The organism is Ahrensia marina, assembly GCF_001293565.1.
GTDB classification, from domain to species: domain Bacteria; phylum Pseudomonadota; class Alphaproteobacteria; order Rhizobiales; family Rhizobiaceae; genus Ahrensia; species Ahrensia marina.
The window spans coordinates 164229-178264 of record NZ_JXMU01000007.1; the positions used below are offsets into that span (position 1 = coordinate 164229).

Here is a 14036-nt window from a genome sequence, read left to right on the forward strand (position 1 = left end):
AAATAGCAGTGCGCATGCATGAACTTGAAAGGACAAGACATGTTCGATCACCATAAGGTGGAAGTTGAGTGGGGCGGACGCACGCTAACACTCGAAACAGGTAAAATCGCCCGTCAGGCAGACGGTGCAGTATTGGCAACATATGGCGAGACAGTTGTTCTTGCGACAGTTGTTTCGGCCAAATCAGCAAAGCCCGGTCAGGACTTTTTCCCGTTGACGGTCAATTATCAGGAAAAAACATTTGCTGCGGGTAAGATCCCTGGCGGTTTCTTTAAGCGCGAAGGTCGTCCTTCCGAAAAAGAAACACTGACATCACGTCTTATCGACCGTCCAATCCGTCCGCTTTTTGCGGAAGGATATAAGAACGAAACACAGGTTGTTTTGACTGTTCTTCAGCACGATCTGGAAAATGATCCGGATATGGTTGCAATGGTTGCCGGCTCTGCCGCCCTTACAATCTCCGGCGTTCCGTTCATGGGGCCGTTGGGCGCGGCCCGCGTTGGTTATATCAACGGCGAATACGTATTGAACCCGCATATCGATGAGATGGAAGAAAGCGATCTTGATCTTGTTGTCGCCGGTACGCAAGAAGCCGTTCTGATGGTTGAATCAGAAGCCAAAGAGCTTGACGAAGAAACAATGCTCGGCGCGGTTATGTTCGGCCACAAAGGCTTCCAGCCTGTGATTAAAGCAATCATTTCACTTGCGGAAGTTGCCGCGAAAGACCCGCGTGATTACACGCCGGAAGATTTGTCGGCGCTTGAAGCTGAAATGGCTAAAATTGCCGCCTCTGATCTTTCTGAAGCCTATAAAATTACCGATAAACAAGAGCGCTATAATGCTATTGATGCGGCAAAGGCTAAAGTTACTGAAGCTATGTTGCCGGAAGATGGTGAAGGCGAATATACGCCTGAGCAAATCGGCGCTGTCTTCAAATCATTGCAGGCGAACGTTGTTCGCGGCGATATTTTGAAAACGAAGAAACGTATTGATGGCCGCGATCTGGAAACAGTTCGCCCGATCGTTTCTGAAGTTGGCGTCTTCCCGCGCACGCACGGTTCTGCGATCTTCACACGCGGCGAAACGCAGGCAATGGTTGTTGCAACTTTGGGTACCGGTGATGACGAGCAGTTCATCGACTCGCTTACCGGCACCTATAAAGAAAGCTTCATGTTGCACTACAACTTCCCGCCATATTCTGTCGGTGAAGCTGGCCGCATGGGCTCTCCGGGGCGCCGCGAAATCGGTCATGGCAAATTGGCATGGCGCGCGGTTCATCCAATGCTTCCGGCTCCGGAAGATTTCCCATACACAATCCGCGTTGTTTCAGAGATTACTGAATCAAACGGCTCATCCTCAATGGCCTCTGTATGTGGCGCATCATTGTCGATGATGGACGCAGGTGTGCCGATTAAGGCACCGGTTGCCGGTATCGCCATGGGCCTTATCAAAGAAGGCGACGACTTTGCCGTTCTTTCCGATATCCTTGGTGATGAAGATCACCTCGGTGATATGGACTTTAAAGTTGCCGGTTCTGAAAACGGTATCACTGCGTTGCAGATGGATATCAAAATTCAGGGTATCACAGAAGATATTATGAAGATCGCATTGGAGCAGGCTAAAGGTGGCCGTATCCATATTCTCGGTGAAATGGCAAACGCGTTGTCAGAAAGCCGCGGCGAACTTGGTGAGTTTGCGCCGCGTATCGAAGTCATGCAGGTGCCTGTTGATAAAATCCGTGATGTAATCGGCGCAGGCGGTAAGGTTATCCGCGAAATCGTTGAAAAAACAGGCGCGAAAATCAACATCGAAGATGATGGTACGGTGAAAATCGCATCGTCATCCGGCAAAGAGATTGAAGCGGCGAAAAAGTGGATTCACTCCATCACTGCCGAACCGGAAGTGGGCGAAATCTATGAAGGCACAGTCGTTAAGGTCGCTGACTTCGGCGCGTTCGTAAACTTTTTTGGTCCTAAAGATGGTCTCGTCCATATTTCCCAGCTTGCCAGCGAGCGTGTCGCTAAAACGGCTGACGTTGTTAAGGAAGGCCAGAAAGTTTGGGTAAAGTTGATGGGCTTTGATGATCGTGGCAAGGTTCGCCTTTCCATGAAAGTCGTTGATCAGGAAACCGGAAAAGAAATTCCAAAAGAAGAAAAAGAAGACTGATCTAACAGTCTGTCCTGAAACTTGATACATAAGCGCGGTCCTGACCCGGTCAGGGCCGCGCTTTTAATTTGAGGAACGAATATGGCCGGCAGCGCTGACACACTCTTCATGCCTATTACAAACGGTGAAATACCGCTTGGCGAAGGGCAATGGTTATATTTGGGCGCTAGGGCTATTGATGGCGGCTTTCCAGATGAATTACGCGCCGCTTTGGTTTGCGAGCAATCCATGCGCGGGGCGTATCTGGACCTTCAAATGCGCGGCATGAATGTCAGTCCCCGCGTTGATAACACCGACCGCTTCTCTGGCGCCTTGATATTGATTGGCAAACATCGCGGCGAAAACGAAACAATGATCGCGCGCGCATCAAATATGGTTTCTGCTGGTGCTCCTATACTTATTGCAGGTGATAAAACCAGCGGTGTTGCACCTTTGCGTAAACGCATTGCAGCTTTCGCGGAGATTGACGGCTCACTTGCCAAGTATCACGCGACGGTATTTTGGTTGCGCAACAGCGTTGATTTTGCCTCTCATTTTTCTTCAGCCAAAACATCACCACAAGGTTATCAAACGTCTGCCGGCATGTTCAGTGCGGAAAAAATAGACAAAGGGTCGGCGCTTCTGGCTGAACATTTAGATGAGAACATACGTGGTGACATTGCTGATTTTGGTGCCGGTTGGGGCTACCTAAGTGCTGAGCTGCTCAATCGCTTCAGTCCCCGCACAGTACATCTTTATGAAGCGCATTGCGCATCTCTGGAGGCCGCCAAGGAAAACCTGAGCGATTACGACAAGGGGCAGATCAGTTATTATTGGCATGATCTGACCAGAGAAGCTGTCGGTAAAAAGTTCGACTGGATTATTATGAACCCGCCATTCCACGAGGGGCGGAAAACAGAACCGCAGCTTGGCGTGCAATTCATTGAAGTGGCAGCCAGATCACTGAAACCAAAAGGCGGGCTACTTATGGTTGCCAATGTCACTTTGCCTTATGAGAAGACCTTGCAGCAGAACTTTTCTAAAGTGAATCAACTGGCACGTAGGGATGGTTTCAAGCTGCTGAAGGCTCAACTATAACAGCCCTCGGTCTAATTGTATTAAGCAGCCTGTTCCGTTGCAGAAGCGTTTGTATTAAGTGCCTCGGCTTCGCTAAAGGACAATGGTTTTCCGAAGTAATAACCTTGCACAAGGTTGCAGCCCGCATCTCTCAGCAGTGATGCCTGTGCTTCATTCTCAATGCCTTCTGCAATGACGCGCGCGCCTAGCGAATGCCCCAGATTAATGATTGTTGTAATCATCAAGTTTTTTTCTTTGTTTTGATCAAGCCGGTCGACAAATGATTTATCGATCTTGATTTTGTCAAAGCAGAGTTCTGACAAATTGGTAAGGTTGGAATAACCGGTGCCGAAGTCATCAATTGCAATTGCTACACCCATTTGATTGAGCTCTTTAAACAAACGCCGCATGCGAATGTGGTCTTTGATTAGATTACTCTCTGTAATTTCCAGCTCGAGTCGTGTTGCCGACAACCTGCTTTCAATCAGAATTGACTTCAGGGTATCAATAAATTTGGGGTTTTCGAGTTGAACAGTTGAAACATTAACCGCCATCTTCACATCTGGTTGAAGGTGAGCAGCATCAAAACAAGCACGGCGCAGCACCCATGTGCCTATTTCTTGAATCAAGCCGCAATTCTCGGCAACAGAGATAAAATCAGCAGGTGAAATGGCTCCTTTGTCACGGTGCGTCCAGCGTAAAAGGGCTTCATATCCTGTTAGCGCACCGCTGTTCAGATCGTATTGAGGCTGGTACGCAAGGCGAAATTCCTCACGCTGCATGGCGTATGACAGCTCGCTTTCAAGCCATTGGTTGTAGGAAGCTTGATGGCTCATCTCCGGGTGATAGATAGTGTAAGAACCACGTCCCGACTGCTTGGCGTTTGCACGTGCGAGGTTGGCGTGGCGCAATACTTTTTCAAGCGTGCCATCTCCCGCTTTCAGTTCTGCGATACCGCCATTGGCATAAACCGGATAGGAAGTCGTATTGATACGTACCGGCTTGGAAAGAGCGTCAAGCAGTGCCTCGACAGCAGCCTGAAGCTCTCGTTTGTCGTGACCGATCTTCAATGCGATAACGAACTCGCTGCCGTTGGTCCGCGCCAACGGGCCAGCATCGCCTACAAGCGAAGACAGGCGGTCTGCAAGTACTTTCAGGACTGCATTACCGGCCTCTGTACCGTAAACATTGTTGATGAGTTTTAACTCATCAAAATCCATGCTGATGAGATAGAAACAGTCCAGAGATTTTCCCGAATCAGCTTTCTTGATAAGCTCCTCAACGGCTTTTTCCAGTCCGAAACGTGAGAGTAAACCCGTTACATTGTCTGTGCGCAGGGCTTTGTCGAAATGGCTTGCCTGTTCATCACCGCCGGCAAAATAGGCATGGGCGCAACCTGCGCCTGCAAGAGCAGCAAGGCCCGTAACAACCGTGCCTGTGCTCGCAAACATAGCTTGCGGATCGATGTTATAAAATGATGAGCGTGCGGCCCAAAAAGCAAGCGAAGCTGCCCCTACGCCGCTCGAGAACACAGTACACGTTCTAAAAAAGAGTTTTTTGCTCATCAGACCCCACCTAGATATTCAAAGTTAAGTGGAATCTCCTAACAAGCTATTTCGTTTAAGCAGCAGATTTGATCGGAGGCGTGATTTCGAGCGCTATGGTTTATTTATCGTCAACACTCTTCAATTGCTCCGGGCGGGGCATAGATGTGATGTTGTAGCCAGAGTCAACAAAATGAATTTCGCCAGTTACGCCGCCGGAAAGGTCAGACAGAAGGTAAAGGCCCGATCCGCCAACCTCTTCCTGTGTAACAGTTCGTTGCAGGGGAGCGTTGCGCTGTTGGTGCGCAAACATCGCACGCGCATCGCCAATACCAGCACCGGCCAAAGTGCGCATAGGACCGGCGGAAATTGCGTTCACTCGGATACCGTCAGGACCCAGATCATTGGCCAGATAACGAACACTGGCTTCAAGCGCTGCCTTCGCGACACCCATGACGTTGTAATTCGGCATGACGCGGGTTGAGCCGCCATAGGTCAATGTTAATAGCGACCCGCCATTGGTCATCAGCGGAGCGGCGCATTGCGCAACCTCTGTGAACGAGTAGGCGGAAATGACCATGGTTTGAATGAAGTTTTCGCGGGTCGTTGCATCGACATAACGTCCCTTTAGTTCATTCTTGTTTGAAAAACCGATGGCATGAACGACAAAATCGAGGGTGCCCCATTCGTCTTTTAATATGTCAAAGGCGGATTTAACTGTTTCAAAGTCCGAAACATCGCAAGGTAAAATGAGTGAAGCACCAACGCTTTCTGCCAGAGGTTTTACGCGTTTGCCCAGTGCATCTCCCTGATAGGTGAATGCGAGTTCCGCGCCGTGTTCGTGCAATGTTTTAGCAATACCCCATGCTATGGAGTTGCTGTTGGCGACGCCCATAATGAGGCCGCGTTTTCCACTCATAATACCTGACATGTTTTTCGAACTCACCCCCTATCAACCATTATAAAGCTGGAAAGCCAGCGTCGCATTTGTGCCGCCAAAGCCGAACGAGTTTGTAATCGCTGCTTCAAGCTCGATATCGTCGATACGTTTCATCGCGATTGGCATATCTGCAAATAGAGGATCAAGTTCTGTGATATGCGCGCTTTCACATACAAAGCGGTTTTTCATCATCAGGAGCGTGTAGATACTTTCCTGAACGCCGGTCGCACCCAGTGAGTGGCCTGTCAGTGATTTAGTTGAGGAGATATGTGGAATGTCATCACCGAACACGGTTTTGATCGCTTCCATTTCCCGTTCATCGCCAACCGGTGTCGATGTGCCGTGCGTGTTGATGTAACCGATTTTGCCATTAACGGTTGAGATGGCCATGTTCATGCAACGAACAGCGCCTTCACCCGAAGGGGCTACCATATCGTAGCCATCCGATGTTGCGCCATAACCAACAACTTCACCGTAGATTTTTGCGCCACGTGCTTTTGCATGTTCCAGCTCTTCGAGAACCAGTACACCTGCACCGCCCGCAATAACAAATCCATCACGTGTGACATCATAGGCGCGCGACGCTGTCGCGGGCGTGTCGTTATGCTTCGAGGACATAGCGCCCATTGCGTCGAACATGTTGGACATTGTCCAGTCCAGATCTTCGCTGCCACCGGCAAAAACAATATCCTGCTTGCCCATTTGAATTACTTCATAGGCATTGCCGATACAGTGGTTCGACGTCGCACAGGCTGATGAAATCGAATAATTGATGCCTTTGATTTCAAAAGGAGTGGCTAATGTTGCCGAAGCTGTCGAGGACATCGTTTTCGGCACTGCGAACGGGCCGATACGTTTTGGCGAGTTGTTTTTCTCGGTCAATAACGCAGCCTGATATACAGTCTGCGTAGATGGGCCGCCTGAACCCATCACAATACCTGTACGAATATTGGAGATGTCTGACTTTTCCAAGCCGGAATCATCGATAGCCTGTTGCATGGCCAGATAGTTCCAAGCGGAACCTTTCGCTAAAAAGCGTGTCTGGCGACGGTCAAGAACCTCAAATGGATCAACCTTTGGCGCGCCATATACATGGCTTCTAAACCCATGCTCAACCATGTCGGGTGATGTTGTAATGCCTGATTTTGCATTGAGCAGTGAATCAAGTACTTCTTCGGTATTGTCACCAATTGAAGAGACGATACCCATTCCTGTAACGACAACGCGTTTCATAAAATCTTCCCGTTTTTATTTGGTCTAAGCCCAATATAGTGAGTTCGTGGCTGATTACGAAGCCTGATCTTGGAAAAGTGCAACACGAAGGTCTTTTGCTGTAAAGACTGTTTCTCCGTCGGCTTTTACAATACCATCGGCAATGCCAAGAACAAGGCGGCCACGCATAACACGTTTAAAGTCGATTTCGAACTCAACCAGTTTTGTCTCTGGCGTTACCATCCCGGTGAATTTAACTTCGCCGGTCGATATGGCACGTCCTTTGCCAGGTTCGCCAAGCCAGCCCAGATAAAAGCCGGTCAATTGCCATAGTGCGTCAAGGCCGAGGCAGCCCGGCATGACAGGGTCGCCGATAAAGTGGCATGGAAAGAACCAAAGGTCAGGGTGAATGTCGAATTCGGCACGAATGCACCCTTTTCCATGCTCGCCGCCTGTCTCGGAAATTTCAGTAATCCGGTTGACCATCAGCATTGGTGGAGCAGGTAGCTGGGCATTGCCCGGACCGAACATCTCACCGCTCGAACAAGTTAGAATTTCTTCATACGTGTAGCTGGATTTTTGTTCAGCCATCAATTTGCCCTCTTTTTAGTCTGCATAGCGCGCATAAAGCATGAATGCCACGACTATTGTTGCTATCGCAATGCCATCCTATCTATTGATTGGCGCTGATTAAGTGAATATACCGGAAAATGTAAGGGCAACACGTATTTTTCTATACGTTAACAGGTTTGGGTGATGATTAAGACGAATAGTGACGTCAAAATCAGAGAACGGGATATCCGCGGCATGTTGAACGCTGCTGGATTGAGGCCGACACGTCAACGCTTGGCATTGGCGGAAATGTTATTTCTGGAAGAAGACCGACATGTCGCGGCCGAAGATCTGCACAAGCAGGCTGTAGAAAATGGCGTTCCGGTTTCGCTGGCTACTGTTTACAACACGCTGCACCAGTTTACTGAAGCAGGTTTGTTGCGCATTCTGGCGATTGAAGGCCAGCGCACCTATTTTGATACCAATACCAGCGACCACCATCATTATTTCGTTCAGGATTCAAATGACGTGATGGATGTGCCGGACGGCACGCTCACCGTTGATAATTTACCGGTACCGCCGGAAGGTATGGAAATTGCCAATGTCGATATTGTTATTCGCCTGAGAAAAAAACAAAGGTGACGCCGTTTTGGCGCGTACTTGATTAGTCTTCGAATTTTTCATCTGGATATGCACCCCAAAGGTCGGTCTGATCGGTGTAGCCGTGGATTTTTTTACCATCGCTGGAGATTTCCAGTTCGCACCATACGCCGTCACATTTTTGAATATAGGCCAAAACGCCGGGCTCGACATATGCGACCTCTTTTGCGCCTGACTTCGGGCTTTCATAAACATTGATTGTTTTATCGGATGCTCCTGTGCGCCATGGCGTTGTGATCGCTGTTCGTTTACCGGACAGCAGAGAACCGTGTATCCAGCCCATTGTGCCTTCCGAATCACGCACACGGCGCCAATTGTCATATTCTTGAATGATTTCGAATGGTAAGCCGGATTTGAGATACATCCACGAAACTGCATACTCTTTGCCGGGGCCCACGCGCATATTTACGCGCTCCGATTTCAAGCTAACAAAGCGTGGTAATGGCAGTCCGCTTGGTCCGCGGTTAATAGAAGCGGTTTGTTGTGCATAGGCTTGGCTTGCTGAAAACACCGAGCCAGCAAAAATTAAAGAAACGGCAGAAAACACATTGATGAATTTTGTAAACTTGAAATCAAGCATATTTACCCCAACACTGTTTCAGCACCGATCTGGAATCGCGGCGCATCTAATTCATTGCCAATTGTGACTGTTTTTGGTTAATGGGTACTCAACAAATGATTACCAAACTGATATTGTTTGCATCATGTTGAGCGATCTACGCGATAATAATTAATTGAATAATGGAAGCGCTCTTGAATAAGACACCCACCGTAATTGTGACACGTAAGCTACCGGAGACGGTGGAAACGCGTATGGGGGAACTGTTTGATGTCAGGCTTAACACCACTGATGCGCCCTTAAGCCGAGAAGCTTTGGCGAAAGCCATGCAAGAAGCTGACGTGCTTGTGCCCACTGTTACAGACAAGATTGATGCTGACCTGATCAATGAAGCTGGTCCCAAGCTAAAATTGATAGCCAATTTTGGTAACGGGGTTGATAATATTGATGTTGCTGCAGCGCACGCTAAAGGCATTATTGTTACCAATACGCCCAATGTTCTAAATGAAGACACAGCGGACATGACCATGGCGCTGATATTGGCTGCGCCGCGCCGCCTCGTAGAAGGGGCGTCACACTTGTTGGGCGACGATCAATGGCAAGGCTGGTCACCAACCTGGATGCTTGGACGCCGGATCTGGGGCAAGCGGCTTGGTATTATCGGTATGGGACGCATAGGCGTTGCTGTCGCACGGCGTGCCAAGGCGTTTGGCCTTTCAATTCACTATCATAACCGCGAACCGATTGCTGACAGCATTCGCGAAGAACTGGATGCGACGCATTGGGACAGCCTCGACCAGATGTTGGCGCATATGGATATTGTATCCGTGAACTGTCCCTATACGCCAGCGACCTATCATTTGTTGTCGGAGCGACGTCTTCAATTGTTGCAACCCAATGCTTTTGTTGTGAACACGGCGCGCGGTGAAATTATCGACGAAGAAGCTTTGATACGTTTACTGGAAGAAGAAAGGATCGCCGGTGCCGGACTGGATGTGTTTGAAGGTGAGCCAAAAATCAATCCGCGCCTTTGCAAGCTTGCTCAAGAGGGGCGGGTGGTTTTACTGCCCCATATGAGTTCTGCGACCATTGAGGGCCGCATTGAGATGGGCGAGAAAATTATTATCAACATCCGGATGATGGCGAGTGGCGACAGGCCACCTGACCGCGTTCTTCCGTCAATGATATAATGTAAAAAGGCACCTGAACGGTGCCTTCTTTTCTTGTGGTGTATTTTGCTTTAGCGCGGCTTTTTGCCAAACACTTTTATGTATTCGGCTTCACCGCCCTTTGCCAAAGCTTTTGCCTGTTTGATCCAGTCATCGCGCTCGATGCGGCCCTTAAAGGAAAGCTCGTCATCAACGATAGCGATATCGGTTTTTTTCCACTTTGCAATTTGACTGAAGTGCCAGAAGCCAAGACCGTTAAGTGTTTTTTCCAGTTTTGGTCCAACGCCGGCAATCATTTTCAAATTATCAGCTTCGCCAACAGGCTTGCTTAAACGCTCTGGGCCTGCAGCCTTTGGTTTGGCTGTTGCAGACTTTTTAGGTGCTGCTTTTTTCGCAGTTGTACCTGCTTTGGCTGCTGCAGGTTTAGCGGTGGCGGTTTTCGGCGCTGTTGTTTTTGCGGCAGTCGTTTTACTTGCAGCCGGCTTCTTTGCGCTTGTTTTTGCTTTAGATGCTGACGCTGTTTTGGGAGCTGCTGCTTTGTCTGTGCTGGCCTTACCTGTTGTTTTAGGCGCTGCCGTTGATTTGGCTTTCGATGCTGTCGATTTTGCTGCGGTGCTTTTTGCTGGTGCCTTAGGCTTGGCAGCTTTGCTTGAAGATGTTGTTTTCGTAGCTGATGTCTTTTTTGCTGCCGCCGGTTTTTTCGCCGGTGCCTTGCGTTTGGCCGGTGTTTTTTCCGGTGTTGCTGCCATCAAGCCAACAGCTTCCGCTGGCGGTGTTCCAGCTGCCGGTGCGGATGGCTTTGTTTGTGCTTCTTTTTCTACTGGCTTGGAACTGATTGCTTCCGTTGTGGATTGGGCTGCAGGTTTCGCCGGTGTTGAGGATGCTTGTGACCCTTCAGCCGAATTTCCCGATGACCCGTTACCAAAGTAGAAGTAGAGAAGAATTAGAATGAGAATAATCAGAATGATAAGACTGATTGCCATTAAGCTCATTACGATGCCCTTTATATATGCATTTGGCGCCGCCCCTCGACACCTTGCGGCTAACATGTAGCCAAACGGCGCGTTGCGTCAAGTTTTACGCTTATAACGCATTTTTTCGAACCTGCACTCCAAGGCGTCGTAGAGTAAGATTTGCCCGATAAGAGGCGTCCCGATTTGCGTAATGAGCTTTATTACTTCTGTCGCTTGCAGGGTTCCCATGACACCGGCAACGGCACCCAGAACGCCAGCTTCGGCACATGTCGGTACACTGCCTGCAGGTGGGGCTTCAGGAAAAATATCGCGATAACGCGGATTATCGTCTTTGTAAGGGGCAAGAACTGTCAGTGATCCGTCAAACCGACCAAGCGCTGCGGCGACCAGCGGTATGCGTGAAGCTTCGGCCTGATCTGCAACAAGATAGCGTGTTGTGAAATTGTCCGAGCCATCCACGATAATATCGTATTGCTCAAAAATGCGTTTGGCATTTTGATCATCCAAACGTTCCTCGTGCGCTATGACTTCAACATGTGGATTGATGCGGGCAATTGTGCTTTTCGCACTGCTAGTTTTCTTGTTTGAAATATGATCTGTTGCATGGATTATCTGGCGCTGAAGATTGGACAGCGAAACGACATCATCATCGACAATGCCTATTCTGCCGACACCGGCCGCCGCTAAATATAGTGCAACCGGACTGCCAAGCCCGCCGGCCCCAATAATGCAAACGCGGGATGCTTTAATGCGTTGTTGTCCGGCTCCGCCTATTTCAGGCAAGACAATGTGGCGCGCATAGCGCTCGATTTCTTCACCGCTTAAAACCGTGCCCTCAGCCATTTTCTTCTCTTTGGAGTGTGCCGTTATCGACGGTTAAATATTGCGCCCGCGTACCAAGTGCATCAAACAGATTGCGGTCCGTTCCGGTCATGAATGCTTGTCCGCCAATTGCGTGAATACGGTCAAATAAAGCAGCACGGCGGTCTATATCAAGATGCGCGGCAACTTCATCAAGCAGCATAATAGGAGCAAGCTTGGAAACTGTTCGTGTCAGCATGCCGTGAGCCAGCACAAGGCCGATCAGAAGCGCTTTTTGTTCTCCGGTCGAGCAAAGCCCGGCGTCCATATCTTTTTCAACGTGCCGGACAACAAGATCGGCACGGTGCGGACCGGTGAGGGTGCGCTTTGCCGCACGGTCGCGGTAACGCAGATCATGCAGTTGCTTTTTAAACGTTTCCTCAAGGTCAAAGCCGTTTAAGCCTTCGGCCGCCATTGCCTCCAACTCGCCTTCAAGGGCCAAATGGGCCGTTGGAAAGACACTTTGATGCTCCGAGCTGAGCTGTTTTATCAAGCCCGTCAGCAATGAGATAAGTTCATAACGGGCTGAAATAATTGCCGTACCAAGCGAAGCCAGTTGGCTTTCTGCAGCGTTGAGCCATTGATCGGTTTGATCACTGGGGATCTCATCCAGAAGCCGGTTACGGTTGCGCATGGCTTTTTCATAATTGCTGGCGCGGCGCCCATGGGCAGGATCAATCGCCAGCACCATACGGTCCAGAAAACGGCGACGATCAGCGGTCGGGCCGGTAAACAAACCATCCATTGATGGCGTAACCCATGTCACGCGGCAAAGATCGAGCAGTTCGTCTGCGTTTCTCATCTGCGTACCATTAATGCGGACGCGGCGAACGGGAGTTGCGCTCGGGTCGAGGCCAGCCGTGCCGGTGCCGATCGCATAATCCTCATCATCTTTATTCAGGGTCGCGAAAACGGAAAAACCGTCGGCAGCCGCCTTATGGCGCATAGATGTTAACGGTGCGCGGCGCAGTCCGCGTCCCGGTGACATCAAAGAGACCGCTTCCATCAAATTGGTTTTGCCTGCGCCGTTAGCGCCGGTCAAAACAACATGCAGGTCTGATAAATTGACATTGAGCGTTTCGTAATTACGAAACGATGTCAGTTTGATTTGGGAAAGCCAAACCTGAGCATGGTCGCCGAGCATTAAAATTAGCCTTTATATTTCCAGCGACCAATAGCAACGTTCTAAACGCGCATTGGCATCAAGACGTAAAGTGCCAACGCGTCGTTCGTGTCTTCGATTAGCGTTGGTGATCCCGCGTCAGCCAGCAGAAACTTAACGTCAGAGCCGGATAGTTGATTTGCGATATCCAGCAAATAGCGGGCGTTAAAGCCGATTTCCATCGGGTCTGCATCATAGCTGACGGCGAGCTCTTCGGTTGCCGATCCTGAATCGGGGTTATTGACCGATAATGTCAGTGTGCCGTCGGATAGGGCGAGTTTAACTGCCCGTCCACGTTCACTGGAGACGGTCGACACACGGTCAACCGCGTCCGTAAATGTTTTGCGCTCGACCTGCATGGCTTTGTCATTGCCTTGCGGGATAACACGCTGATAATCAGGAAACGTTCCGTCGATCAGCTTGGACGTTAAAACCACGGCACCGATTGTCATACGAATCTTGCTGTCTGAAAGTTCGATGATCACTGCAACATCGGGATTGTCGACAAGCTTTTGCAACTCGCCAACTGTTTTGCGCGGGATAATAATGCCCGGCATGTTTTCCGAACCGTCCGGTGCTTCTGTTTCGCAGCGGGCGAGGCGGTGGCCGTCTGTTGCCACTGCACGCAGCACAATCTTACCGTCATTTTCGGCGCTGTGAATGAAGATACCGTTCAGATAATAACGGGTTTCTTCCGTTGAAATTGCAAACTGTGTGCGTTCGATGAGACGGCGCATCGTGGCGCTGTCTAAGCGGAATGTGTGGCTGAATTCACCTGCGGCCAACTGGGGAAAATCAGATTGCGGCAAGCATTGTAGTTTGAAATTTGAACGGCCGGAAGCGACAGTCATTGTTGAACCTTCCGGGTCAACTGAAAGCATAACTTCAGAGCCGTCAGGCAGCTTGCGCACAATGTCATAAAGAAGATGCGCGGGCACTGTTGTTGCGCCGGCTTGTTCAATTTGGGCAGGCGTTGCTTCAGTAATTTCCAGATCGAGGTCTGTTGCCTTCATTTCAAGGCTGGCGCCTTCGGCATTTAAAAGCACGTTTGAAAGAATTGGTATCGTATTGCGACGTTCTACAACACGGTGAACATGATTAAGTGATTTGAGAAGATTTGCTCGCTCGAGTGTCACACGCATGGCGTTCGTCCATTGGTCAATTCAGAATAATGATCGCCC

The 14036-nt window shown here is 49.7% G+C and carries 13 protein-coding genes; 4 read left to right on the top strand and 9 right to left on the bottom strand.

Features of this window, described 5'->3' with window-relative positions; translation table 11 throughout:
* The first annotated feature begins 39 nt into the window (after window positions 1-39).
* A complete protein-coding gene (pnp, locus tag SU32_RS06120) occupies window positions 40-2166 on the top strand; it encodes a polyribonucleotide nucleotidyltransferase (RefSeq protein ID WP_053998525.1) in 2127 nt (708 codons plus the stop codon).
* Between the two features lie 255 nt (window positions 2167-2421).
* On the top strand, window positions 2422-3243 hold the full coding sequence (locus tag SU32_RS06125; RefSeq protein WP_160316294.1) for a class I SAM-dependent methyltransferase: 822 nt from the start codon (window positions 2422-2424) through the stop codon (window positions 3241-3243).
* A gap of 20 nt (window positions 3244-3263) precedes the next feature.
* On the opposite strand, the gene SU32_RS06130 is transcribed toward SU32_RS06125, so the two are convergent.
* The 4 genes from SU32_RS06130 to fabA all read right to left on the bottom strand — a co-directional run bounded on the left by SU32_RS06130 (window position 3264) and on the right by fabA (window position 7509).
* On the bottom strand, window positions 3264-4787 hold the full coding sequence (locus SU32_RS06130; RefSeq protein WP_053998464.1) for a putative bifunctional diguanylate cyclase/phosphodiesterase: 1524 nt from the start codon (window positions 4785-4787) through the stop codon (window positions 3264-3266).
* Between the two features lie 100 nt (window positions 4788-4887).
* Window positions 4888-5697 (bottom strand): enoyl-ACP reductase FabI, encoded by an 810-nt coding sequence (gene fabI, locus SU32_RS06135; RefSeq protein WP_053998465.1) that lies wholly within the window; start codon window positions 5695-5697, stop codon window positions 4888-4890.
* Window positions 5698-5718: 21 nt separating this feature from the next.
* Complete coding sequence (fabB, locus tag SU32_RS06140) at window positions 5719-6939, bottom strand: beta-ketoacyl-ACP synthase I (RefSeq protein WP_053998466.1); 1221 nt, start codon at window positions 6937-6939, stop codon at window positions 5719-5721.
* A 54-nt stretch (window positions 6940-6993) separates the two neighbouring features.
* The gene (fabA, locus tag SU32_RS06145; RefSeq protein ID WP_053998467.1) at window positions 6994-7509 is read right to left on the bottom strand and encodes a 3-hydroxyacyl-[acyl-carrier-protein] dehydratase FabA; all 516 of its coding nucleotides are present in this window, start codon (window positions 7507-7509) and stop codon (window positions 6994-6996) included.
* 165 nt (window positions 7510-7674) lie between these two features.
* Here fabA and irrA point away from each other — a divergent pair, with 165 nt between their 5' ends.
* On the top strand, window positions 7675-8112 hold the full coding sequence (irrA, locus tag SU32_RS06150) for an iron response transcriptional regulator IrrA (RefSeq protein ID WP_425394262.1): 438 nt from the start codon (window positions 7675-7677) through the stop codon (window positions 8110-8112).
* Between the two features lie 22 nt (window positions 8113-8134).
* Here the strand turns inward: irrA and SU32_RS06155 are convergent, their stop codons facing one another.
* Window positions 8135-8710, bottom strand: a complete 576-nt coding sequence (locus SU32_RS06155; RefSeq protein ID WP_053998468.1) for an SH3 domain-containing protein — start codon at window positions 8708-8710, stop codon at window positions 8135-8137.
* A 161-nt stretch (window positions 8711-8871) separates the two neighbouring features.
* Between SU32_RS06155 and SU32_RS06160 the strand changes: the two genes are divergently transcribed.
* A complete protein-coding gene (locus SU32_RS06160) occupies window positions 8872-9879 on the top strand; it encodes a 2-hydroxyacid dehydrogenase (RefSeq protein WP_053998469.1) in 1008 nt (335 codons plus the stop codon).
* Between the two features lie 50 nt (window positions 9880-9929).
* On the opposite strand, the gene SU32_RS17215 is transcribed toward SU32_RS06160, so the two are convergent.
* From SU32_RS17215 to dnaN, 4 genes are all read right to left on the bottom strand, one after another.
* The gene (locus SU32_RS17215; RefSeq protein ID WP_144421046.1) at window positions 9930-10850 is read right to left on the bottom strand and encodes an NADH-quinone oxidoreductase subunit E; all 921 of its coding nucleotides are present in this window, start codon (window positions 10848-10850) and stop codon (window positions 9930-9932) included.
* A gap of 78 nt (window positions 10851-10928) precedes the next feature.
* Entirely contained in the window at window positions 10929-11675 is a 747-nt protein-coding gene (locus SU32_RS06175) for a molybdopterin-synthase adenylyltransferase MoeB (protein WP_053998472.1), read from the bottom strand.
* Entirely contained in the window at window positions 11668-12837 is a 1170-nt protein-coding gene (recF, locus tag SU32_RS06180; RefSeq protein ID WP_053998473.1) for a DNA replication/repair protein RecF, read from the bottom strand. Before recF ends, SU32_RS06175 begins: the two co-directional genes overlap by 8 nt.
* Before the next feature lie 41 nt (window positions 12838-12878).
* Window positions 12879-13997, bottom strand: coding sequence for a DNA polymerase III subunit beta (dnaN, locus tag SU32_RS06185; protein ID WP_053998474.1), 1119 nt, complete (start codon window positions 13995-13997; stop codon window positions 12879-12881).
* Window positions 13998-14036 lie beyond the last annotated feature (39 nt).

What these genes read in the sequence shown, in the direction of transcription:
- irrA (WP_425394262.1), top strand. Translation starts at nt 7,675, where the DNA reads ATGATTAAGACGAATAGTGACGTCAAAATCAGAGAACGGGATATCCGC.
- fabA (WP_053998467.1), bottom strand. Translation starts at nt 7,509, where the DNA reads ATGGCTGAACAAAAATCCAGCTACACGTATGAAGAAATTCTAACTTGT.
- fabB (WP_053998466.1), bottom strand. Translation starts at nt 6,939, where the DNA reads ATGAAACGCGTTGTCGTTACAGGAATGGGTATCGTCTCTTCAATTGGT.
- pnp (WP_053998525.1), top strand. Translation starts at nt 40, where the DNA reads ATGTTCGATCACCATAAGGTGGAAGTTGAGTGGGGCGGACGCACGCTA.
- SU32_RS06125 (WP_160316294.1), top strand. Translation starts at nt 2,422, where the DNA reads ATGCGCGGCATGAATGTCAGTCCCCGCGTTGATAACACCGACCGCTTC.
- recF (WP_053998473.1), bottom strand. Translation starts at nt 12,837, where the DNA reads ATGCTCGGCGACCATGCTCAGGTTTGGCTTTCCCAAATCAAACTGACA.
- fabI (WP_053998465.1), bottom strand. Translation starts at nt 5,697, where the DNA reads ATGTCAGGTATTATGAGTGGAAAACGCGGCCTCATTATGGGCGTCGCC.
- SU32_RS17215 (WP_144421046.1), bottom strand. Translation starts at nt 10,850, where the DNA reads ATGAGCTTAATGGCAATCAGTCTTATCATTCTGATTATTCTCATTCTA.
- dnaN (WP_053998474.1), bottom strand. Translation starts at nt 13,997, where the DNA reads ATGCGTGTGACACTCGAGCGAGCAAATCTTCTCAAATCACTTAATCAT.
- SU32_RS06175 (WP_053998472.1), bottom strand. Translation starts at nt 11,675, where the DNA reads ATGGCTGAGGGCACGGTTTTAAGCGGTGAAGAAATCGAGCGCTATGCG.
- SU32_RS06130 (WP_053998464.1), bottom strand. Translation starts at nt 4,787, where the DNA reads ATGAGCAAAAAACTCTTTTTTAGAACGTGTACTGTGTTCTCGAGCGGC.
- SU32_RS06155 (WP_053998468.1), bottom strand. Translation starts at nt 8,710, where the DNA reads ATGCTTGATTTCAAGTTTACAAAATTCATCAATGTGTTTTCTGCCGTT.
- SU32_RS06160 (WP_053998469.1), top strand. Translation starts at nt 8,872, where the DNA reads ATGGAAGCGCTCTTGAATAAGACACCCACCGTAATTGTGACACGTAAG.